General features: G+C 68.8%; 20 protein-coding genes and 2 tRNA genes. 5 read left to right on the top strand and 17 right to left on the bottom strand.

Annotated features, from left to right (window positions below; genetic code table 11):
• Positions 1 to 5 precede the first annotated feature (5 nt).
• Positions 6 to 1,742, top strand: coding sequence for a Stk1 family PASTA domain-containing Ser/Thr kinase (pknB, locus tag FLP23_RS02945; RefSeq protein WP_149324494.1), 1,737 nt, complete (start codon positions 6 to 8; stop codon positions 1,740 to 1,742).
• Positions 1,743 to 1,751: 9 nt separating this feature from the next.
• Here the strand turns inward: pknB and FLP23_RS02940 are convergent, their stop codons facing one another.
• Genes FLP23_RS02940 through FLP23_RS02935 form a run of 3 tightly spaced genes read right to left on the bottom strand, consistent with a single transcriptional unit; the run spans position 1,752 to position 3,411 of the window.
• Positions 1,752 to 2,390 carry an anthranilate synthase component II gene (locus FLP23_RS02940; RefSeq protein WP_149324493.1) on the bottom strand — a complete coding sequence of 213 codons (639 nt, stop codon included), beginning with the start codon at positions 2,388 to 2,390 and terminating at the stop codon, positions 1,752 to 1,754.
• Positions 2,387 to 2,545, bottom strand: coding sequence for a hypothetical protein (locus tag FLP23_RS12175; RefSeq protein WP_168200359.1), 159 nt, complete (start codon positions 2,543 to 2,545; stop codon positions 2,387 to 2,389). The genes FLP23_RS02940 and FLP23_RS12175 overlap by 4 nt, the downstream gene beginning before the upstream one ends.
• Positions 2,545 to 3,411, bottom strand: a complete 867-nt coding sequence (locus tag FLP23_RS02935) for a class E sortase (RefSeq protein ID WP_149324492.1) — start codon at positions 3,409 to 3,411, stop codon at positions 2,545 to 2,547. Before FLP23_RS02935 ends, FLP23_RS12175 begins: the two co-directional genes overlap by 1 nt.
• A 72-nt stretch (positions 3,412 to 3,483) precedes the next feature.
• Between FLP23_RS02935 and FLP23_RS02930 the strand changes: the two genes are divergently transcribed.
• Complete coding sequence (locus FLP23_RS02930; protein ID WP_149324491.1) at positions 3,484 to 3,726, top strand: cell division protein CrgA; 243 nt, start codon at positions 3,484 to 3,486, stop codon at positions 3,724 to 3,726.
• Between the two features lie 89 nt (positions 3,727 to 3,815).
• Here the strand turns inward: FLP23_RS02930 and FLP23_RS02925 are convergent, their stop codons facing one another.
• Positions 3,816 to 4,751, bottom strand: a complete 936-nt coding sequence (locus tag FLP23_RS02925) for a rhomboid family intramembrane serine protease (RefSeq protein ID WP_149324490.1) — start codon at positions 4,749 to 4,751, stop codon at positions 3,816 to 3,818.
• A complete protein-coding gene (locus FLP23_RS02920; protein WP_149324489.1) occupies positions 4,748 to 5,287 on the bottom strand; it encodes a peptidylprolyl isomerase in 540 nt (179 codons plus the stop codon). Before FLP23_RS02920 ends, FLP23_RS02925 begins: the two co-directional genes overlap by 4 nt.
• Before the next feature lie 67 nt (positions 5,288 to 5,354).
• Between FLP23_RS02920 and FLP23_RS02915 the strand changes: the two genes are divergently transcribed.
• Positions 5,355 to 5,933 (top strand): hypothetical protein, encoded by a 579-nt coding sequence (locus tag FLP23_RS02915; protein WP_210413927.1) that lies wholly within the window; start codon positions 5,355 to 5,357, stop codon positions 5,931 to 5,933.
• Positions 5,934 to 5,990: 57 nt separating this feature from the next.
• On the opposite strand, the gene FLP23_RS02910 is transcribed toward FLP23_RS02915, so the two are convergent.
• Positions 5,991 to 6,371, bottom strand: coding sequence for a hypothetical protein (locus tag FLP23_RS02910; protein ID WP_149324487.1), 381 nt, complete (start codon positions 6,369 to 6,371; stop codon positions 5,991 to 5,993).
• Positions 6,372 to 6,438: 67 nt separating this feature from the next.
• A tRNA-Ala gene (locus tag FLP23_RS02905) sits at positions 6,439 to 6,511 on the bottom strand.
• 119 nt (positions 6,512 to 6,630) lie between these two features.
• Between FLP23_RS02905 and FLP23_RS02900 the strand changes: the two genes are divergently transcribed.
• Entirely contained in the window at positions 6,631 to 7,575 is a 945-nt protein-coding gene (locus FLP23_RS02900) for a quinone oxidoreductase family protein (protein ID WP_149324486.1), read from the top strand.
• Between the two features lie 151 nt (positions 7,576 to 7,726).
• Here FLP23_RS02900 and FLP23_RS02895 read toward each other — a convergent pair whose 3' ends face one another.
• From FLP23_RS02895 to dnaA, 10 genes are all read right to left on the bottom strand, one after another.
• Positions 7,727 to 9,100 carry a sodium/glutamate symporter gene (locus tag FLP23_RS02895; RefSeq protein ID WP_149324485.1) on the bottom strand — a complete coding sequence of 458 codons (1,374 nt, stop codon included), beginning with the start codon at positions 9,098 to 9,100 and terminating at the stop codon, positions 7,727 to 7,729.
• A gap of 219 nt (positions 9,101 to 9,319) precedes the next feature.
• Positions 9,320 to 9,393 (bottom strand) — tRNA-Ile (locus FLP23_RS02890).
• Between the two features lie 67 nt (positions 9,394 to 9,460).
• A complete protein-coding gene (locus tag FLP23_RS02885; protein ID WP_149324484.1) occupies positions 9,461 to 9,868 on the bottom strand; it encodes a DUF3566 domain-containing protein in 408 nt (135 codons plus the stop codon).
• A complete protein-coding gene (gene gyrA, locus FLP23_RS02880; RefSeq protein ID WP_149324483.1) occupies positions 9,865 to 12,471 on the bottom strand; it encodes a DNA gyrase subunit A in 2,607 nt (868 codons plus the stop codon). The genes FLP23_RS02885 and gyrA overlap by 4 nt, the downstream gene beginning before the upstream one ends.
• Positions 12,472 to 12,627: 156 nt before the next feature.
• Positions 12,628 to 14,619, bottom strand: coding sequence for a DNA topoisomerase (ATP-hydrolyzing) subunit B (gene gyrB / locus FLP23_RS02875; protein WP_149324482.1), 1,992 nt, complete (start codon positions 14,617 to 14,619; stop codon positions 12,628 to 12,630).
• A gap of 147 nt (positions 14,620 to 14,766) precedes the next feature.
• Positions 14,767 to 15,270 carry a DciA family protein gene (locus FLP23_RS02870; RefSeq protein ID WP_149324481.1) on the bottom strand — a complete coding sequence of 168 codons (504 nt, stop codon included), beginning with the start codon at positions 15,268 to 15,270 and terminating at the stop codon, positions 14,767 to 14,769.
• On the bottom strand, positions 15,267 to 16,439 hold the full coding sequence (gene recF, locus FLP23_RS02865) for a DNA replication/repair protein RecF (protein ID WP_149324480.1): 1,173 nt from the start codon (positions 16,437 to 16,439) through the stop codon (positions 15,267 to 15,269). The genes FLP23_RS02870 and recF overlap by 4 nt, the downstream gene beginning before the upstream one ends.
• A 10-nt stretch (positions 16,440 to 16,449) precedes the next feature.
• The gene (gene gnd / locus FLP23_RS02860; protein ID WP_149324479.1) at positions 16,450 to 17,334 is read right to left on the bottom strand and encodes a phosphogluconate dehydrogenase (NAD(+)-dependent, decarboxylating); all 885 of its coding nucleotides are present in this window, start codon (positions 17,332 to 17,334) and stop codon (positions 16,450 to 16,452) included.
• A gap of 37 nt (positions 17,335 to 17,371) precedes the next feature.
• Entirely contained in the window at positions 17,372 to 18,517 is a 1,146-nt protein-coding gene (gene dnaN / locus FLP23_RS02855) for a DNA polymerase III subunit beta (RefSeq protein ID WP_149324478.1), read from the bottom strand.
• A 349-nt stretch (positions 18,518 to 18,866) separates the two neighbouring features.
• Entirely contained in the window at positions 18,867 to 20,267 is a 1,401-nt protein-coding gene (gene dnaA, locus FLP23_RS02850; RefSeq protein ID WP_149324477.1) for a chromosomal replication initiator protein DnaA, read from the bottom strand.
• 285 nt (positions 20,268 to 20,552) lie between these two features.
• Here dnaA and rpmH point away from each other — a divergent pair, with 285 nt between their 5' ends.
• Positions 20,553 to 20,690, top strand: coding sequence for a 50S ribosomal protein L34 (gene rpmH / locus FLP23_RS02845; protein WP_071299798.1), 138 nt, complete (start codon positions 20,553 to 20,555; stop codon positions 20,688 to 20,690).
• Positions 20,691 to 20,696: the final 6 nt, after the last annotated feature.

Genomic DNA, 20,696 nt, shown 5'->3' with positions numbered 1-20,696 from the left:
ACCGGGTGAGTGATGCGGTGACCGACGGCGTCCGGACGCTGGCCGGTCGCTACGAGATCGGCGCGCTCCTCGGGCGCGGAGGCATGGCCGAGGTGCACGAGGGGCTCGACACCCGCCTCAACCGACGCGTCGCCATCAAGCTCCTGCGCCCGTCGCTCGCCACCGATCCGGCGTTCCGCACCCGCTTCCGCCAGGAGGCGCAGGCGGCGGCCCGGATGGCGCACCCCACGATCGTGCGCGTCTTCGATGCGGGCGAGGAGACCGTGCGCGGGGCCGACGGCCACGACGTGCAGCTGCCGTTCATCGTGATGGAGCGCATCGAGGGCAAGCTCCTCTCCGACCTCATCGCGAACGGCCCGGTGCCCGCCGACGAGGCGGCGCGCATCGTGACCGGCATCCTGACGGCGCTCGAGTACTCGCACCGCGCGGGCGTGGTGCACCGCGACATCAAGCCCGGCAACGTCATGCTCACCCCGAACGGCCAGGTCAAGGTGATGGACTTCGGCATCGCCCGCGCCATCTCCGAGTCGTCCGCGAACGTCGCCCAGACGAGCGCCGTGCTCGGCACCGCGAGCTACTTCTCGCCCGAGCAGGCCAGGGGCGAGAGCGTCGACGCGCGCACCGACCTCTACTCGACGGGCGTCGTGCTCTACGAGCTGCTCACCGGCCGCACCCCGTTCCGCGCCGACAGCCCCGTCGCGGTCGCGTACCAGCACGTGAGCGAGCTCCCGACCCCGCCGAACGCGGTCAACCCCACGGTGTCCCCGGCGATGAGCGCGGTCGTGCTCCACGCGCTCGCCAAGGACCGCTTCGAACGCTTCCAGAGCGCCGCCGACTTCAAGGCGGACCTCGAGGTGGCGGCCGGCGGCAAGGTGCCGGATCGCGCGCCGGGCGACGACGACTTCAACGCGACCCTGTTCGGTGTCAACCCGAACTCGACCGCGGCCTCCGAGGCGACCCTGCGTCGGCTCGCCAACGACGAGAACCGCCCCGTTCGCACCCAGAGCCGGCCGCCGGTTGCGTGGATCTGGGGCGGCATCGCCGTCATGGTGGTCGTGATCGTCGCCGCCATGGTGTGGGTGTTCAACCTCTCGCCCGGCGAGTACGTGGGCGCCGGCACGGCCGTGAAGGTGCCCGACGTGGTCGGGCAACAGGCGGATGCGGGCATGCAGGTGCTCCGGGACGCGGGGCTCCGGCCGACACGCGTCGATCGCCCGGACGACAAGGTCGACGCGGGGTTCATCGTCTCGACGAGCATCGTCGCGGGGACCACGGTCAGCCCCAACGAGACGCTCGAGGTGGTCGTCTCGAGCGGCCCGCCGAAGACCGCCCTCCCGGTGCTCACCAATGCCGCCGAGGCCGACGCGATCGCGAAGATCAAAGAGCTCGGCCTCGTGTACGGGCAGAGCAACTCCAGCTATTCGCCGAACGTGCCCGCGGGCTACGTCATCGCCGCGACCATCGGCGACGACCCCGCGCCCGTCACCTCCCCCGTCAACGTCGAGGCCGGCACGATCGTGAACCTGATCGTCTCGAACGGGATGGTGCAGGTCGACGACCTCACCGGCAAGCCGGTCCCCGACGCGCAGAGCTACCTGCAGGGACTGCAGCTCACCTGGAAGCTCCGGCCGGAGTCCCCCGCCGGGTGCACCCCGCAGACGGTTCTCGCGCAGTCGGCGAAGGGCGACGTGCCCCAGCGGTCCACGATCGAGCTCAGCTACTGCCAACCGCCGCCGAGCTGAGGCGTCGCGTCAGCCGAGCTTGACGAGCGGACTCAACGACACCGCGCGCGTCGCCGCGTCGGGCAGTCCCGAGGTGGCGAGCCAGTTGCCGAGCATGCGGTAGCCGCCCTCGGTGAGCACCGACTCGGGGTGGAACTGCACGCCGAAGACGGGCGCGTCGCGGTGCCGCAGCGCCATGATGACGCCGCCATCGGTGCGCGCGGTCACCTCGAGCTCCTCGGGGACCGTCCCGTCGACGACCGCGAGCGAGTGGTAGCGGGTCGCCCGGAACGGCTGGGGTACGCCGTCGAAGAACGGCGAGTCGTCGTGGCGGATGAGCGAGGTCTTGCCGTGCATGAGCTCGTCGGCGTGGGTGACCGTGGCGCCGAGCGCCTCCGCGATCGCCTGATGACCCAGGCACACCCCGAGCAGCGGCGAACCCGCCGCGAGCGCCGCATGCACCACCGGGATCGACACCCCCGCCTCGGCCGGGTTGCCGGGACCGGGGGAGAGCAGCACCGCATCGAACCCGGCGATGCGCTCGGCGGCGTCCTCAGGGGCGAAGGCGTCGTTGCGCACGACCTCGGTCTCCGCGCCCAGCTGCAGCAGGTAGCCGTTGAGCGTGTACACGAAGCTGTCGTAGTTGTCGATCACGAGAACGCGGGTCATTCGTCGACCGTCACTTCCTGCAGGCTGATGAACTGATCCACCCAGGGGAACACCCAGAAGATGAGGGCCGCGAGCACCGCGGCCACGAGCACGAGCAGGATGAGCACCCGCACCCACCAGGGTCCGGGAAGCACGCGCCACAACGCCCCGTACATCAGACCCCCGCCGCCTGGATCACGGTGGGTGCGATCTCCTCGGGTGCACCGGCAGCCGGCTTCGAGGGATCCCGCGGGTAGAAGCGGTCGTAGACGCCGTAGGCGATGATGCGCTCCACCGAGGTGAGGATGGGGTTGCAGCTCGTGAGCGTGATGTAGCTCTCGCTCGGGACCGCGCCCGCGGTCTGGGGAACCGGGTCGAGCACACCGACCCCCGAGGCGCGCACGTATTCGAGGTTGCGGAACGAGTACTGGTACCAGCCGGCGGCCGTTTCGACGTAGATGTGGTCGCCGAGCTGGAGTTCGTGGATGCGGTGCAGCGAGCCGCCCTTGGTGGTACGGTGCGCGGCGATCGCGAAGTTGCCGAGCTCACCGGGCATCTGGGTGGAGGGGTAGTGGCCCAGCTCGCCCTTGTTGAGCACATCCGACACCCCCACCCCTTCGGCGATGGGACGCAGGTAATCGGATCCCCACCGGGGCACGAGGAGTCGGCCGAACGGCACCGCGTTGGCGGGTGCGACCTCGACGGGCGGCTGCGGATCGGCGTCCACGGTCGGGTCGTCCGGCTCGTCGGTGCCGTCGGGCGTGGGCGGCGGGGACTGCCGGGCCGCCTCGTTCCACGCCTCGCTCTGCTCGGCGGCCTGCTTCTCGAGCTGGTCGCCGATGAGGGTGTCGCCGATCCACAGCTGCCAGCCGATGAAGGCCAGCACGAGGGCGCCCGCCGTGATGAGCAGTTCCCCGAAGACGCCGATCACCGAGACCCGCCGGCGCCCGGCCGCCTGCTTCCGCGCGGCGGCGCGACGCGCTCGCCGACCGGGCTCCGTGGGAGGCTGCAGGGTCGGCGCGGCATCGGGTCCGGCGCTCATAGAGCGATTGTACGGGCGGCGACCTGAGCCTTCGCTCGGGGCTCGAGCCGCCTGCGGGTTATGATTCTGGGCATGGCCCGTCCCAACACCCGTACCAAGCCGGCCGCTTCCGAGACCGCCAAGGGCGAGGACGCCCCCAACCCGGTGTGGTTCAAGCCGGTCATGTTCGGCTTCATGCTCGTCGGCCTCGCCTGGATCATCGTCTTCTACGTGAGCCAGAACTCGCTGCCGATCCAGGCTCTCGGCGCCGGAAACATCCTCGTCGGCTTCGGCATCATGTTCATCGGCTTCCTCATGACGACCCGTTGGCGCTGACCCCGCGCCTCCCCATCCGAATTACACGCGTGTGATTCTGTCCACACTGTGGACACGGCTGTGGACAGTGCGGTCCGCGGCCCGGTGAATCAGGCCAGCACGTAGCCGAGATTCACGACGACCGCCACGGCGGCGAGCGCGGCCACCCCGGCCCCGATGATCAGATACGGCGTCGACGGATGCGAGCGCGCCCGATCCGCGTAGAACTGCAGCAAGTAGGTCGCCCCGGCGCCCGCCAGGAGACCCGCGAGGATGAGCGGCAGGCTGCCGCCGCCGAGGGCGAGGTTGATCGCCACGTTGATCGCGAGCACCACCAGGATCTGGGTGCGCGCCGGCGGGTACGACCACATGAGCACGGCGTACGAGCCGAACAAACCGAACAGGCCGGCGCCCAAGCCGAGCGCGACGCCGCCGAAGATGAGCTGCGCGGCCGCCCCGAAGATCGCAGCCGAGAAGAACACGGTGAGGAAACGCGTGCGCCCGATGCTGCGCTCCACCGACGGGGCGAACAACAGCCAGAAGAACAGGCTGAGCGCGAACGACAGGATGCCCTGCAGGCTCGCCTGCGCCGGGAGCGTGAACGCGTAGGTGACGAAGCGCCACACCTGCCAGGCGACATCCGGGAACGCCCCGAGGTACAGCGCGGGCAGGTTGCTCGTGAACAGCCCGACGAGCCACAGCAGCACCGCGACCCCCGCGAACACCCAGCTCAGCGGTGGGGACTCGCCGCCCGGGCGGAGCAGCCCCGTGATCCATCCCGCGAATCCCGAGCTCGGGGTCGCCGGGCGGCTCGCCCGGGTGGCACGGGCCTTGGCGGGGCGCGCGTGGGGGTTCGTCCACTGCACGGAGCCCCCCGCCTCGCGCACGCACTCCGGGCACTGCACCCCGACGGGCGCCAGGATCTGGCACTCCGGGCAGATGGTGCGCCCGCACCGCTGGCAGAGCACCCAGCTGTGCCGATCGGGGTGCCGGTAGCAGACCGAGGGGTCGTCCTCGAGCTGCTCGCCGAAACGGGGTGAGCTCACAGGTTCTCGACGTCGATGCCGGTGATCACGACATCCTCGAGCGGCTTGTCGCGACCGTCGGTCGGCACCGCCTCGATGGCGTCGACGACGCGCTTCGATTCGTCATCCGCGACCTCGCCGAAGATGGTGTGCTTCCCGGTCAGCCACCCGGTGGGGACGGTGGTGATGAAGAACTGCGAGCCGTTGGTGCCGCGTCCCGCCTGCTTGCCGGCGTTCGCCATGGCCAGCAGGTAGGGGGTGGTGAAGGCGAGCTCGGGGTGGATCTCGTCGTCGAACTGGTAGCCGGGGCCGCCGATGCCCTGGCCGAGCGGGTCGCCGCCCTGCAGCATGAAGTCCTTGATGATGCGGTGGAAGATGACGCCGTCGTACAGCGGCGTGGTGGAGACCTCGCCGGTTCCGGGGTGCCGCCACTCCTTGGTGCCCGTGGCGAGGCCGACGAAGTTGTCGACCGTGACGGGGGCGTGGTTGCCGAACAGGTTGACCTTGATGTCGCCGAGGGTGGTGTGGATGGTCGCGACTGCGGTGGGAAGTGGCATTCGGCCATTGTTTCACAAGGGCCCCGTGGCAGGATGGGAGTACGCCGAACCGCATCCGGAGGTCGACATGGCTCTGTCCCGCACGCGTCAGAAGGAACTGAAGAAGCTCAAGCGCTCGGCGGAGGAGCTGTGGGAGCAGCAGCGCGACGCGCTCGACCACGCCAGCTACGTGCTCCGCGAGGCCAGCCGCCAGGCGTCCGCCCTCGCCCGTGAGGAGGTGGCGCCGCGCATCGCCGACGTCTACACCGATCGGGTGCAGCCCGCGGTCGCCACGGGTATCGCGGGCGCCCGCACGGCCGGCTCGGCCGTCAAGGACAAGGTCGTGGGGGATGTGCTGCCCGCGCTCTCGGGTGCTGTCGGCTCGGCGATCGCCGTGATCGAGGCGGTCCGCGACCCGCGCGTGCGCGAGGTGGTGCGCTCGGCCGCGAAGTCGGGCGGCAAGGTCGTCTCGAAGGTGCCGGCGTCCTCGCCCAAGGGCGGCATCGGCGTCGGCGGCTTCATCCTCATCGGCCTCGGCGTCGTCGCCGTGGCGGGTGTCGCGTACGCCGCCTGGCAGACGCTGCGCGCCGACGAGGACCTGTGGATCGAGGACCTGGCCGACGTCGGCTCCATCGATGTGGGCGACGACGCCGAGGACGAGTTCTAGCCCGAAGGTGATCGAGACGCGCCCGCGCGGCGGACGCGTCTAGAGATCACCGGCGTGTCAGCCGAAGATGCCGCGCCCCCGCCCCTTGCAGGCGCGGATCACCTGCGCGACGCCCCAGCCGACGGCCGAGACGACGGGCACCGCGGCGACGAGCAGCGCGACGGTGTTGGGGCGGAACTTCACCCCGTCCGGCCCCGTGAGGTACGCGCCGATCGGCACCCCGTAGCCGCCGCCACCCCCACCGCTGCCCTCACCCTTGCCTGCGGGCGTCTTGCCGCCCTCGGGCACCTCGCCCGAGCCCTCGCCACCGCCGAAGCCGAAGGCGACGATCGCGACCGGCAGGATCTCCACCCCGTCCACCGTGGTCTTCTCGGCGTACGCCAGCTTCGCGCCCCAGGAGGGAACGAGCTCCGCCAGTTTCTCCGTGAGTTTCGTCATGCCTCGACGGTACGCGCGTCGGGGTCTGCGGGATAGGGCTGGTGGCTGAACTGCGCGAGGGAAGGAGTGGAGCCTAGGGGAATCGAACCCCTGACCTCCTGCTTGCAAAGCAGGCGCTCTACCAATTGAGCTAAGGCCCCGCGACCAGCCAGCCTACCTGCTGTTGCGCGTCGACATGTCTTCGTGCGTCGGGAGACCCGTGCGCAGGGGTCTGTGGTGACGTAGACATGTCTACGGACACATCGCGATGGAGGTTGGGATGGCTGGGGTCGTTCAGTACACGGAGTTCGGCGGACCGGAGGTGCTCGAGTTCGTCGAGGTGGCGACGCCGGAACCGGGCGACGGCGAGGTGCTGCTCGAGGTGCGGGCGGCGGGCGTCAATCCGATCGACGCGAAGCTGCGGGCGGGGCTGCGGGCGAGCACGCCCATCACGACGCCCCGCCGGGTCGGATCGGATGCCTCGGGTGTCGTCGCCGCCGTCGGCCCGGGGGTCGAGGGGTGGGCGGTCGGCGACGAGGTGATCGCGAGCGGGGTGCGGGGCGCCTACGCGACGCACGCGATCGTCGCGGCGAGCGGCCTCACCCGCAAGCCGACCGCCATCAGCTGGGCGCAGGCCGCCGCGCTCGGCGTGCCCGCGGGCACCGCGTACCAGAGCCTCAAATCGCTCGGCGTGGGGCAGGGGACGACGCTGCTCGTCCACGCCGCCTCCGGTGCGGTCGGCCAGGCCGCCGTGCAGTTCGCGCGCGCGTGGGGCGCCACCGTCATCGGGACCGCGGGCCCGGCCAACCAGGACCGCCTGCGCCAGCTCGGCGCGATCCCCGTCGAGTACGGTCCGGGGCTCGCGGAGCGCGTCCGGGCGATCGCACCGCAGGGGGTCGACCGGGTGCTCGACGCCGCCGGCACCGACGAAGCCATCGCGGCATCTCTCGAGCTCGTCGCCGACCCGCAGCAGGTGGGCACGATCGTGCGCGGCGCCGACGCACCCGGCTGGGGCATCCGCGCCTGGTCGGGCGGCAGCGCGACCCCGCTGACCGCCGAGGAGAAGGCGTGGCGGCACGAGGCGGTGGGCGTCGCCGCCGAGCTCGCGGCACGCGGAGCGTTCGACATCGAGATCGCCCGCAGCCTGCCGCTCGAGCAGGCGGCGGAGGCCCACCGACTGCTCGCGGGCGGAAAGGTGCGCGGCAAGATCGTGCTGCTGCCGTAGGGGGGGCGGGGCGGGTGATCTCGATACGCCCGCTTCGCGGGCTACTCGATCAGCGGGGGACGCCCGCTTCGCGGGCTACTCGATCAGCGGGGGACGCCCGCTTCGCGGGCTACTCGATCAGCGGGGGACGCCCGCTTCGCGGGCTACACGATCAGCGGGAGTGGCGCACCCGCGCGATCCCCCACAGGATGAGCACCGCCGTGATCACCGCGGCACCCGCCCCGAACCACAGCGGTCCGATCGCGAGCACCACCGGCACGCTGAACGCCGTGATGAGCCCGCCCCCGAGCAGCGGCTCGTAGATGAGCTGCTTGTAGCCGTACCCGGATGCCGCGACCGTCCGCCGCTCCGGGTCGGCCATGTCGGCCAGGACGAACCCGGTCGCCACATTGCCCTGCGACTGCCCGAAGTCGGCGATGGAGCGCTCGAACCACTGCGTCGGGAAGATCCGCGGACCCAGCCACAGCATCCCGACCACACTCCACGCCACCGCGATGACCGTGAGGATCACGAGACTCACGATGTTGGAGCCGAGCGCCGCAAGCGACATCGTGCCGATCGCCGCCGCGATGAGCACATCGAGCGCAAGGCCCGTGATGTCGTTCACCGAGCGACGATCCACATAACGCTCGGTGCGGGTGAGGGTGAGCACGAGCTGCACGAGGAACCCGCCGATCACCGTGAACGGGAACAGCGGGAAGTCGTCGAAGATGTCCGACCCGAACGCGCCCGTCACCAGCCGCAGCAGCTCGAGGATCAGGATGCCGATCGCCACCGCGATCGTGATGCCCGCGAACGCCCGACCCGTCGAACCGAGACCGAGGCGGGTGGTCTGCTCATCGGAGGCGTTCGGCTCCACCTCCGACAGGCGCAGCGGGCCGCTGCGCGCCGGATGCTTGCGCGCCACCTCGATGCGCGGCGACCGCATCCCGTAGTTCACGAGGATCGAGCCGCCCACGACGCCCGTCACCATGCTGATCGTCGCCAGGCCCAGGCCCAGATCGATCACCTCGGGGGCGCCCGCGTTCTCGAGGATGCCGCCCATGCCGGCGATCGTGCCGTGCCCGCCCGCGAACGACAGTTCCAGGATCGAGGCCGCAGCATCCGGCAGCCCGAACAGCGGGCCGAGCACGAGCGCCACCGCGAACGCGCCGAGCGCGAACTGCCCGAAGGAGTACACGCTGCCGAGGATCACGTGCGGAGCGGACTGCTGCCAGATCTCGCGCACCGATGGCAGGCGTTTGCCGATCATGATCCCGGCGAACACGACGTTGATGAGCAGCCCCGGGAGGCGCGCGAGCACGTCGATCGCCTGCTGCGGGAACAACCCGTGCCCGCCGGTCCAGGCCCCCAGCAGCTGCGGGCCGAGCAGCAGGATGAGGAACCCGGCGATCACGCTCACCGGCAGGTAGAGCGCGGCGAGCCACGGCACGAAGCGCCGCACGACGAGCGCGAGCATGAGCGCGATCCCGAGGAACACGAACGCGAGCGCCACCCACTGGGCATCGTCGTATTCGCCGAACACGCGCCCAGTCTGGCGGGTGCGCGCAGATCTCGATACACCGCCTTCGGCGGCACTCGATCAGCAGGAGCGATACACCGCCTTCGGCGGCACTCGATCAGCAGGAGCGGGAGAGCCGCACGGAGGCCGACGTCGAGAAGTCTCCACAGCGACCGGCGCGACCGCGCTCGTGCCGGTCGCGGAGCGACGCGCCGCGGATTATCGCGGTGCAAAGAAACACGGTGGGGCTACCAGGACTTGAACCTGGGACCTCTTCGTTATCAGCGAAGCGCTCTAACCGCCTGAGCTATAGCCCCTTGAGAATCCGCTCCGTGGAACGGCCTCGCCTACAGTACCCCACGTTTCAGAGTGGGGCAAAAGCGCTCAGTTGTTCTGGAACCCGACGAGCAGTCCGCCGGTGAAGCGCACGCTGAGGTTGTACAGCAGCGCGCCGATGGCGCCGAGGATGGTTCCGGTGACGGTGTTGAGCACCGCGACGACGAAGGTGAACAGCACCACCTGGCTGAGTCCGAAGTTGTCGGTGATGGAGAAGTTCTCGTTGCCGAGGATGTCGCGCAGCAGCAGGTCGAGCGAGTGGAACACGTCGGTCGAGTTGAGCACCACCCACACGAGCACCGAGGCGACGATCAGCACGACGCCGAGGCACAGCCAGACCAGGAAGCTCAGCTTCACGACCGACCAGAAGTCGATGTAGACCAGCTTCAGGCGCACCTGCTTGGAGGTGGCGCTACGGTGCTCCTTGCGCTGGAGCTTCTCGGCGACGCTGCTCATGCGTTCTCGTCCTTCGGGGTGTCGGGTGCATCCGTCGTGTCTTCCCCTGCGGGTTCGACGGATTCCTCGGTGTCTGCGGCCGCCAGGTTGCGCTCGCTGTTGCGGGCGATCGCGATGATCCGGTCGTCGTCGGCGAGCTGCGCGAACTTGACGCCCATCGTGTTCCGGCCCTTCGGCGGGACCTCGGCCACGGCAGACCTTATCACCTTGCCACTGGCGAGAACTGCGAGCACCTCGTCGTCCTGTTCGACGATGAGGGCGCCTGCGAGCTCGCCGCGGGCTTCGGTGAGCTTGGCCACGAGGATGCCGAATCCGTTGCGTCCCTGCACCCGGTACTGCGACACCGCGGTGCGCTTGGCGAATCCGCCCTCGGTCACCACGAAGACGAACGGCCCGTCGACGACCTCCGCATCCGCATCCTCGTCGACCGGTTCGGCCTCGGATCCGCGGGCCACGACGGATGCCGAGAGCAGCGTGTCGTCGTCGCGGAACTTCATGCCGTGCACGCCCGCGGTCGAGCGGCCCATGGGACGCAGCGAGGTGTCGTCGGCCGTGAACCGCAGCGACTGGCCGTGCCGCGAGACGAGCAGCACGTCGCTGGACTCGTCCACGAGCAGCGCGGAGACCACCTCGTCGCCGTCGTTGAGGTTGATGGCGATGATGCCGCCGGTGCGGTTGGTGTCGTACTCGCGCAGCGCGGTCTTCTTGATGTAGCCGCCGCGCGTGGCGAGGGCGAGGTACGGCGCCACCCCGTAGTCGCGGATGTCGAGGATCTGGGCGATCTGCTCGTCGGGTTGCAGCGCGAGCAGGTTGGCGACGTGCTGACCCTTCGCGTCGCGGCCGGCCTCCTGCAGTTCGTACGCCTTCGCCCGATAGACGCGGCCCGTGGTGGTGAAGAACAGCAGCCAGTGGTGGGTGGTGGTGACGAAGAAGTGCTCGACCACGTCGTCCGCCCGCAGCTGCGCGCCCTTCACCCCACGACCGCCGCGGTGCTGCGAGCGGTAGTTGTCGCTACGGGTGCGCTTGATGTAGCCGCCGCGCGTGACGGTGACCACCATCTCCTCTTCGGGGATGAGGTCTTCGACGCTCATGTCCCCGTCGAAGCCGTACAGGATCTCGGTGCGGCGTTCGTCGCCGTACTTGGCGGCGATCTCGCCGAGCTCCCGGGTGATGATGCCGCGCTGGCGCGACTCGTCGGCGAGGATCAGCCGGTATTCGCCGATCTCACGCTCGAGCTCGGCGAGACGGTCCTGGATCTTCTGACGCTCGAGTGCGGCGAGGCGGCGCAACTGCAGCGCGAGGATCGCGTCGGCCTGCAGCTCGTCGATCTTCAGCAGCGTGATGAGGCCGGCCCGGGCCTCCTCGACGTCGGGGGAGCGGCGGATGAGGGCGATGACCTCGTCGAGCGCGTCGAGCGCCTTCACGTAGCCGCGCTGGATGTGGGCGTCGGCTTCGGCCTTGTCGAGGCGGAACTGGGTGCGCCGGACGATCACCTCGATCTGGTGCTGGATCCAGTACGTGAGGAAGGCGTCGATGGAGAGGGTCCGCGGGACCCCGTCGACGATCGCCAGCATGTTCGCTCCGAAGTTCTCCTGCAACTGGGTGTGCTTGTAGAGATTGTTCAGAACGACGCGCGCGACCGCGTCACGCTTGAGGATGATCACGAGTCGTTGTCCGGTACGACCCGAGGTCTCGTCGCGGATGTCGGCGATGCCCTGGAGCTTGCCCTCCTTGATGAGCAGCGCGATCTTCTCGGCCAGGTTGTCCGGGTTGACCTGGTAGGGCAGCTCGGTGACGACGAGGCAGGTGCGGCCCTGCAGCTCCTCGACGTTGACGACGGCGCGCATGGTGATCGCGCCGCGACCCGTGCGGTAGGCGTCGTGGATGCCCTTGACGCCCAGGATCTGCGCCCCGGTCGGGAAGTCCGGTCCCTTGATGCGCGCGATGGCCGCCTCCAGCAGCTCCTCGCGGGTGGCGTCCGGGTGTTCGAGCGCCCAGAGCGCGGCATCCGCCACCTCACGCAGGTTGTGCGGCGGGATGTTGGTCGCCATGCCCACCGCGATGCCCACGGAACCGTTGACGAGCAGGTTCGGGAACCGGGCCGGGAGCACGCGGGGCTCCTGCGTGCGCCCGTCGTAGTTCTCGGTCATGTCGACGGTGTTCTCGTCGATGTCGCGCACCATCTCCATGGCGAGCGGCGACATCTTGGTCTCGGTGTACCGGTGGGCGGCGGCGCCGTCGTTGCCGGGGGAGCCGAAGTTGCCCTGGCCGAGGGCGAGCGGGTAGCGCAGCGACCACGGCTGCACGAGGCGCACGAGGGCGTCGTACACGGAGCTGTCGCCGTGCGGGTGGAACTGACCCATGACATCGCCGATGACGCGCGTGCACTTCGAGAAGGCGCGGTCGGGGCGGTAGCCGCCGTCGTACATCGTGTAGATCACGCGGCGGTGCACGGGCTTGAGGCCGTCGCGCACGTCGGGCAGGGCGCGCCCGACGATGACGCTCATCGCGTACTCGAGGTAGCTCTGCTGCATCTCGAGCTGCAGGTCGACCTGTTCGATGCGGTCGGCCGGCGGCTGCTCGGTCGTGGTGTCGTCTGCCATGAGTCCTTCTCGTGGTCCGGATCTCGATACGCCGCTATGCGGCACTCGATCAGCGGGGGTTGTGCGCTTGGGCGGCTACTCGATCAGCGGGGGTCGTGCTCGGGGCTGAGGTGGTCGAGGAGCGCCGCCGCAGGCGACGTTCCTCGAGACCACCGGCTAGATGTCAAGGAAGCGGACGTCTTTCGCGTTCGTCTGGATGAAGTGGCGCCGCGCCTCCACGTCGTCGCCCATGAGGGTGGCGAAGATGCCGTCGGCGACGGCTGCGTCGTCGAGGGTCACCTGCTTGAGGGTGCGGGTCTCCGGGTTCATGGTGGTGTCCCAGAGCTCCTGGTCGTTCATCTCGCCCAGACCCTTGTAGCGCTGCACACCGTTCTCCTTCTGGAGGCGACGGCCGGCCGCGAGCCCCTCGGCCATCACGGCGTCGCGCTCACGATCGGAGTACACGTACTCGTGATCGGCGTTCGTCCACTTGATCCGGTACAGCGGGGGCTGGGCGAGGTAGACGTAGCCCATCTCGATGAGCGGTCGCATGTAGCGGAACAGCAGGGTGAGCAGCAGGGTCGTGATGTGCTGGCCGTCGACGTCCGCATCCGCCATGAGCACGATCTTGTGATACCGGGCCTTCTCGCCGTCGAAGTCCTCGCCGATGCCGGTTCCGAAGGCGGTGATCATCGCCTGGATCTCGGCGTTCGCGAGCGCGCGGTCGAGGCGCGCCTTCTCGACGTTGAGGATCTTGCCGCGCAACGGCAGGATCGCCTGGGTCTCGGGGTTGCGACCCGACTTCGCCGAACCGCCGGCCGAGTCGCCCTCGACGAGGAAGATCTCCGAGCGCGACGGGTCCTTGCTGGAGCAGTCGCTCAGCTTGCCGGGCATGCCGCCGCCCTCGAGCAGGCCCTTGCGTCGGGTCTGCTCCCGCGCCTTGCGCGCCGCGATGCGGGCGGTCGCCGCCTGGATCGACTTGCGGATCACATCCCGGGCGAGGTTCGGGTTGCGCTCGAACCAGTCGCCGAGCTGCTCGCCGACGACGCGCTGCACGAACGACTTCGCCTCGGTGTTGCCGAGCTTGGTCTTCGTCTGGCCCTCGAACTGCGGCTCGCTGAGCTTGACCGAGATCACGGCGGTGAGACCTTCGCGCACGTCGTCGCCGGAGAGGTTCTCGTCCTTCTCCTTGAGCAGGCCCTTCTCGCGCGCGTAGCGGTTGACGAGGGTCGTGAGCGCCGCACGGAACCCCTCCTCGTGGGTGCCGCCCTCGTGGGTGTTGATGGTGTTCGCGTAGGTGTGCACGCTCTCGGAGTAGGCGGTCGTCCACTGCATCGCGATCTCGAGCGAGATGCGCTTCTCGGGCACGTCCCCGCCGCCCGAGACCTCCTCTGCCGAGAAGTCGATGATCTCGGGATGGATGACCTCGGTCTTCTTGGTGCCGTTGAGGTACTCGACGTAGTCGGCGAGGCCGCGCTCGTAGAGGAAAACCTCGCTGCGGAAGGTGCCGTCCTCGGCGATCTCGCGCTCGTCGGTGATCTGGATGCGCAGGCCCCTGTTGAGGAAGGCCATCTGCTGGAAGCGCGTGCGCAGTGTCTCGTAGTCGAAGTCGACGGTCTCGAAGATGTCGGCGTTCGGCCAGAAGGTGATGGTGGTGCCGGTGGCATCCGACTTCGCCACCTCCGCGAGCGGCGCGTCCGGAACGCCGTCGTGGAAGCCCATGGCCCACACCGCTCCCTCGCGCTGCACCTCCACCTGGAGGCGACTCGAGAGCGCGTTCACCACCGAGCTGCCGACGCCGTGCAGGCCGCCCGACACCGCGTATCCGCCGCCGCCGAACTTGCCGCCCGCGTGCAGGATGGTGAGCACGACCTCGACGGTCGACTTCTTCTCCACGGGGTGCTCGGCGACCGGGATCCCACGGCCGTTGTCGATGACCCGCACCCCGCCATCCGCGAGGATCGTGACGAGGATGTCGTCGCAGTACCCGGCGAGGGCCTCGTCGACCGAGTTGTCGACGATCTCGTAGACGAGATGGTGAAGGCCGCGCGGTCCGGTCGACCCGATGTACATGCCGGGGCGCTTGCGGACCGCTTCAAGACCCTCGAGAACCTGGATGGCTTCTGCGCCGTAGCTATCGGACGCGGGGCGAGAAGAGGGAGAATTCATGAAGGGCGGGGCTCCTGACGGTCGCTGTCGCGTCCCCCGAAAAAGGGGTTCGACGGACCATGCCATTCTACCTCAGCGCCGTGCCCGAAACCTGCAGAATCGCCTCTCTGAGCGCCTTTTCCGGTCGCGTCGACCTCTTTTGCCGTCTCAGCCGTAAGTATCGCGCGGGCCGCGCCCTGGAATCGCGCGAGGGCCGCGTTTCCAGGAGGGGGTGTCCGGTCCGATGAACCGCACCGACTCGATGCCCGCTCCCGGGTGCGCCTCCGCGATCTTCGCGAGCACCGCCGTACGCATCGAGCGCAACTGCTGAGCCCACGCCGTCGAGTCGCAGCGCACCGTCAGCAGACCCTCCTCGACCGACACCGGCTCGGTGTGCGCGGCGACCTCCGCACCGATGAGCTGCGGCCAGGACACGAGCAGGGTCGACTTCGCCAGCGGCGAGGTCCATCCCATGGATTCGGTCAGCGTGTGGAGGACGTCGTCGAGACCGCGGGGGTCGCGCCCGGTTCCGTACGGCACCGTCGCCTCGTCGCGCGCGGCGCGCCCGCGGCGCCGGGCGTCGGGGGAGCGTGCGTCGGGGTCGCCGAACACGCGTCGGATCCGGTGGTACACCGCGAGGTGCTCCGGCTCCTGGCCATCGGGTTCGGTCACGTCGTCTCCTCGGGTGACACGATGCGTCCGGCGCGGATGCGCACGGTGTGCGCCGCGAGCGCGGGCGGCACATCCGACTCGACCGCCGCGGTGATGAGCACCTGCTCATAGCCGGCCACCGCGTCCGCGAGTCGCCCGCGCCGGGTCTCGTCCAGCTCGGCGAACACGTCGTCGAGGATCAGCACCGGATCCCCCGTCGGCGACTCGGCGCGCAGCAGCGCGGCGGATGCGAGCCGGAGTGCGAGCGCGAACGACCACGATTCGCCGTGGCTCGCGTAGCCGCGCGCCGGCAGGCCGTTGAGGCGCAGCAGCAGGTCGTCGCGGTGCGGCCCGGCGAGCGTCAGCCCCCGTTCCAGCTCGGCGCGACGATTGCGTTCGATGGCCGCGGTGAAAGCCGCGACCGCCTCGGCGCGGTCGATCTCGGTCCGCACGGACTGCTCGCTCACCTCCGCGCCCTCATCGGGCTGCGCGCCGAGGATCGACAACTCGCTCGCGAGCTCGGCCGTCTGCGTCCTGCCCGCGATCGCCGTGTAGGCCTCGCCGACGAACGGGCGCAGCGCCGAGACGAGCCGACCCCGGGCCTCGATGATCTCGGAGCCCAAGTCGATCAGTCGTTCGTCCCAGACCTCGAGGGTCGAGAGCCCGGAACTCGGGACGCGCGCCGCGCGCGCCGACTTGAGCAGCGAGTTGCGCTGACGCAGAACGCGGTCGTAGTCGGCGAGCACCCCGGACAGGCGCGGCGTGAGCTGCACGAGGAGCTGATCGAGGAAGCGCCGGCGCCCGGACGGCTCGCCGCGCACGAGCGCGAGATCCTCGGGGGCGAAGAGGACCGCGCGCACCTGGCGGGGGAGATCCCGGGGCTTCGCCGGCGCACGATTCAGCTGCGCACGGTTGGCGCCCTGCCGGTTGAGCTGCACCTCGACGAGCACCTGGCGCCCCGCGTGCTCGAGGCGCGCGCGGATGATCGCCGCATCCCGCCCCTGCCGGATGAGCGCCTGGTCGGTGGAGACCCGGTGCGAGGAGAGGGTCGCCAGGTAGTTGATCGACTCGACGAGGTTCGTCTTGCCCTGCCCGTTGCTGCCGACGAAGAGATTCGGACCGGGTTCGAGCTCGACCGTCGCCGACTCGTAGTTGCGGAAGTCGGCGAGCTCGAGGTGGGAGACGATCACGGTTCGGGGCTTACGCCTTGCGAACCGCGTGCCCGCCGAACTGCTTCCGGAGCGCCGCAACCGCCTTCATCGACGGGGAGTCGTCCTGGCGCGACACGAAGCGCGCGAAGATCGACGCCGAGATCGTGGGCACCGGCACCGCGTTGTTGAGGGCCTCCTCGACGGTCCACCGACCCTCGCCGGAGTCCTCGACGTACCCCTCGATGTCGGTGAACTCCGGGTCCTCCTGGAGCGCCTTCACGAGCAGCTCGAGCAGCCAGCTGCGCACCACGGTGCCGCGCTGCCAGGCCTGGAAGACGCCGGTGACGTCGTGGATGAGGTCGCTCTTGGCATCGAGCAGCTCGTATCCCTCAGCCCACGCCTGCATGAGGGCGTACTCGATGCCGTTGTGCACCATCTTCGCGTAATGCCCCGCGCCGATCGCGCCGGCGTGCACGAAGCCCTCCTCGCGAGGACCCTCGGGGCGCAGGGCGTCGAAGATCGGCAGCGCACGCTCGATGTCGGCCTTGTCGCCGCCGGCCATGAGCCCGTAGCCGTTCTCGGCGCCCCAGATGCCGCCCGAGACTCCGCAGTCGACGTAGCGGATGCCCTTCTCGGCCAGCAGGGCGGCGTGCTTCGCGTCCTCGGTGAACTTGGAGTTGCCGCCCTCGATGACGAGGTCTCCCTCGGAGAGCACCGCGGCGAGATCCGTGATCACGCCGGTCGTGATGGGACCGGACGGCACCATCACCCAGACGATCCGCGGCCCCGGAACGGCGGCGGCCAATGCGGCCAGGTCGGCGACGTCGCTCACCGCCGGGTTCGGGTCGAATCCGGTGACCTCGATCCCGGCCGCGCGCAGACGGGTGCGCATGTTGTTGCCCATTCGGCCCAGGCCGACGAGTCCGATGTGCATGGGGGAACCTTCTTCTCGCGCGGAGCGCGACGATCATCTAGCGGAGCAGCAGGTTGGGCTGCAGGAGGTACTTGTAGTTGTCCGAACCGGGCGCCTCGCGGGAGGTCTGGCTCGTGATGAGCACCGGACCGGGCTTGTTGGGATTCTCGGTCTTCGTGAACGAGATCCGCACGAACTCGGAGTGCACCGCGCCGAGACCATCAAGCAGGAACGACGGCTTGAGCGAGACGACCGTGTCGCCCCCGACGAGGTGCGCGTCGATCGTCTCCGACGCCTGAGCCTGCTCCGATCCGGCGGCCTCCAGGGTCAGTCCGTCGATCGAGAAGCTGAATCGCAGCGCCGCCTCGCGCTCGAGCACGAGCGACACACGCCGGGTGGCCTCGATGAGCTCGGCGGTGTTCAGCACCGCGTAGTTCTCGACGGTCTCGGGGAACAGACGCTTTACGGGCGGGAAGTTGCCCTTGATGAGCAACGAGGTCACGGTCTTCTTGTCGGCGCGGAACGCGATGAGCTCGCGATCGTCGCCGCGCACGATCGACACCCCGATCGTGCCGCTGTGCGCGAAGGTCTTGCCGATCTCGGAGAGGGTGCGTGCCGGGATGAGCGCTGTCGTGCCGGCGGCGGAACCCGATCCGGAATCCCAGTCGATGTCGCGCACGGCCACCCGGTAGCGATCGGTCGCGACGAGCGAGAGGCTGTCGTCGCCGACCTCGAGCTGCACGCCCGTGATCACAGGGGTCACGTCGTCACGGGAGGCGGCGACGGAGACCTGCGCGACGGCGGCCGCGAACTCCTCCGCCGGGAGGACGCCGGTCTGATCATCGACCTGAGGAAGGGTCGGATACTCCTCGACGGGCATGCTCAGCAAGGTGAACCGTGCGGAGCCGCAGCTCACGAGGATCTTGCCGTCCTGCGTCGCGAAGGCGACCGGGGCATTCGGAAGCCGGCTCGCGATATCGGCGAGAAGACGACCGGAGACGAGCGCCGAGCCGACCTCGTCCACCTCGGCGGCGATCTCGGTGCGACTCGAGACCTCGTAGTCGAACGAGGACAAGGTGAGGGCGCCATCCGACGCCTCGAGCAGCACACCGCTCAGGATCGGCTGGGTCGTGCGCTGCGGCAGAAGCTTGACGGCGAACGAGACCGCCTCGCTGAAGACGTCGCGATTCACCTGGAACTTCACGCGTCACTCCTGTCTTGGGTGATGAGGATTCGCACGGCTTGTGTTTGACGATCTTGGCACGGACTCCGGCCCGAACTGTTATCGGCAGGCGAAGGATCAAGTCAGAGAGTTAATCGTCTTAACGCCTGTGCGAACTGTGGACAAGTATCGACCGGCCCGCTGACGCCGGGGAACTACAACCGTGAAAGATGTGGGCGGGATGCGGATGACGGGGGAGTGGTGCTCGCGAAGTCCGGCTCCGGTGATTTCGCTCTCCACACACGCGCTCGGCGCGTTCCACACCTCATCCGGAAGTTATCCACAGCTGCTTCCACAGACTGTGCAACCGTGATGCGGCGTTCTCCCAGTTTCAGGGACGGTAGCGCTGATCCTGCTTGATGCGGGCCGTGAGCTCGGTCACCTGGTTGTAGATCGAGCGGCGCTCCTTCATGAGGTCGCTGATCTTCTTGTTGGCGTACATGACCGTTGTGTGGTCCCGGTTGCCGAACAGCTGGCCGATCTTCGGAAGCGACAGGCTCGTCAACTCGCGGCACAGGTACATCGCGATCTGGCGTGCCGTCGCCACCGCCTGCGATCGGGACGAGCCGTAAAGGTCGTCGACCGAGAGCTTGAAGTAGCTCGCCGTGTGATTGATGATGTCGACCGGCGAGATGACATTGTCTTCGTCGAGGGTGATGAGATCCTTCAGCACCGTCTGCACGAGCTGCAGGTCGACCGGGGTCTTGTTGAGATTCGCGAACGCGGTCACCCGGATGAGGGTCCCCTCGAGCTCGCGGATGTTCGACGACACCTTCGTCGCCATGTACTCGAGGATGTCGTCCGGCACCTGGAGACGCTCCGACTGCGCCTTCTTGCGAAGGATCGCGATGCGGGTCTCGAGATCCGGCGCCTGGACGTCGGTGATGAGACCCCACTCGAAGCGCGACCGCATCCGGTCCTCGAAACCCGTGAGGTGCTTGGGTGCGACATCGCTCGTGATGACGACCTGCTTGTTGTGGTCGTGCAGCGTGTTGAAGGTGTGGAAGAAGGCCTCCTGCGTGGAGTCCTTGCCCTGCAGGAACTGGATGTCGTCGATCAGGAGGATGTCGATCTCGCGGTAGCGCGACTGGAAGACGGAGGCGCGGTTGTTGGCGATCGAGTTGATGAAGTCGTTCGTGAACTCCTCCGAGCTCACGTAGCGCACCCGGATCCCCGGGTAGAGGCTCTCGGCGTAGTGGCCGATCGCATGCAGGAGGTGGGTCTTGCCGAGCCCGGAGTCGCCGTAGATGAAGAGCGGGTTGTAGGCCTTCGCGGGCGCCTCCGCCACGGCGACGGCGGCCGCATGCGCGAAACGGTTCGATCCGCCGATGACGAAGTTGTCGAAGTTGTACTTCGGGTTGAGGCGGGAGTCGCTGCGCCGGCCGAGCTCGATGACCGGGTTGACCTGCTCGAGCGGGCCGGCGTTCTCGAGCTGCTCGTCGGGCACCGGCTGCAGCACGGGCTGGATGTCGGGGTTCACGACGATCGCGAAGTTGCTGACCTCGGTGTCGAGCTCGGCGAGTGCGCCCAGCAGCGGAACCCGGATGCGCTGTTCCAGCATCCCGCGCGTGAGCTCGTTCGGCACCTCGAGATAGAGGGTGCCGGCGAGGACGCCCTTCGGCTCGACGAGATTGATGAAGCCGTGCAGCTGGGGCGTGATCCGCTCGTCGGCGTCGAGGCGGGCCTGAACGGTCGCCCACAGCTCCGTCGTCGGGTCACCGCTGTCGGTCATCTGGTGTCGTTCCTCGGTGGTTATTCACACGTTCGTCCACAGAACGGAGGGGGCTGTCGCGCCGATCCTGCGGGTATCTCGGGGTGCGAGAGACTGACGACAACCTTAGTTGTGGACAGGCGCTTGTGGACAACGGTCTCTCGGCAGATGTGGAGGGACCGGCGTTACAGTAGACGACGGTTTGACGGTTGTCGGTCGAGCCCCTATTTTTAACAGGTTGTCGGTCGTTTCGAGCCGACCCCGTTCTTTCCCGGTCGCCGCACACCGGGTCCAGGAGATATCACCATGAGCAAGCGAACCTTCCAGCCGAACAACCGGCGTCGTGCCAAGAAGCACGGCTTCCGTCTGCGTATGCGCACCCGCGCCGGTCGCGCCATCCTCGCCGCGCGTCGCGCCAAGGGACGCACCGAGCTCTCCGCGTAGTCCGGC

Origin of the sequence: Protaetiibacter larvae, from assembly GCF_008365275.1 — a bacterium.
In the GTDB taxonomy this organism is placed as follows: domain Bacteria; phylum Actinomycetota; class Actinomycetes; order Actinomycetales; family Microbacteriaceae; genus Homoserinibacter; species Homoserinibacter larvae.
This window is presented reverse-complemented; position numbering and strand designations above follow the sequence as displayed.

Bases quoted from the DNA above. Each gene is read 5' to 3' on its own strand.
- FLP23_RS02935 (WP_149324492.1), bottom strand. From the start codon at position 3,411: ATGAGCGCCGGACCCGATGCCGCGCCGACCCTGCAGCCTCCCACGGAG.
- FLP23_RS02900 (WP_149324486.1), top strand. From the start codon at position 6,631: ATGGCTGGGGTCGTTCAGTACACGGAGTTCGGCGGACCGGAGGTGCTC.
- FLP23_RS02920 (WP_149324489.1), bottom strand. From the start codon at position 5,287: ATGCCACTTCCCACCGCAGTCGCGACCATCCACACCACCCTCGGCGAC.
- FLP23_RS12175 (WP_168200359.1), bottom strand. From the start codon at position 2,545: ATGTACGGGGCGTTGTGGCGCGTGCTTCCCGGACCCTGGTGGGTGCGG.
- gnd (WP_149324479.1), bottom strand. From the start codon at position 17,334: ATGCACATCGGACTCGTCGGCCTGGGCCGAATGGGCAACAACATGCGC.
- FLP23_RS02940 (WP_149324493.1), bottom strand. From the start codon at position 2,390: ATGACCCGCGTTCTCGTGATCGACAACTACGACAGCTTCGTGTACACG.
- FLP23_RS02910 (WP_149324487.1), bottom strand. From the start codon at position 6,371: ATGACGAAACTCACGGAGAAACTGGCGGAGCTCGTTCCCTCCTGGGGC.
- FLP23_RS02930 (WP_149324491.1), top strand. From the start codon at position 3,484: ATGGCCCGTCCCAACACCCGTACCAAGCCGGCCGCTTCCGAGACCGCC.
- FLP23_RS02885 (WP_149324484.1), bottom strand. From the start codon at position 9,868: ATGAGCAGCGTCGCCGAGAAGCTCCAGCGCAAGGAGCACCGTAGCGCC.
- dnaA (WP_149324477.1), bottom strand. From the start codon at position 20,267: ATGACCGACAGCGGTGACCCGACGACGGAGCTGTGGGCGACCGTTCAG.
- FLP23_RS02915 (WP_210413927.1), top strand. From the start codon at position 5,355: ATGGCTCTGTCCCGCACGCGTCAGAAGGAACTGAAGAAGCTCAAGCGC.
- gyrA (WP_149324483.1), bottom strand. From the start codon at position 12,471: ATGGCAGACGACACCACGACCGAGCAGCCGCCGGCCGACCGCATCGAA.
- rpmH (WP_071299798.1), top strand. From the start codon at position 20,553: ATGAGCAAGCGAACCTTCCAGCCGAACAACCGGCGTCGTGCCAAGAAG.
- gyrB (WP_149324482.1), bottom strand. From the start codon at position 14,619: ATGAATTCTCCCTCTTCTCGCCCCGCGTCCGATAGCTACGGCGCAGAA.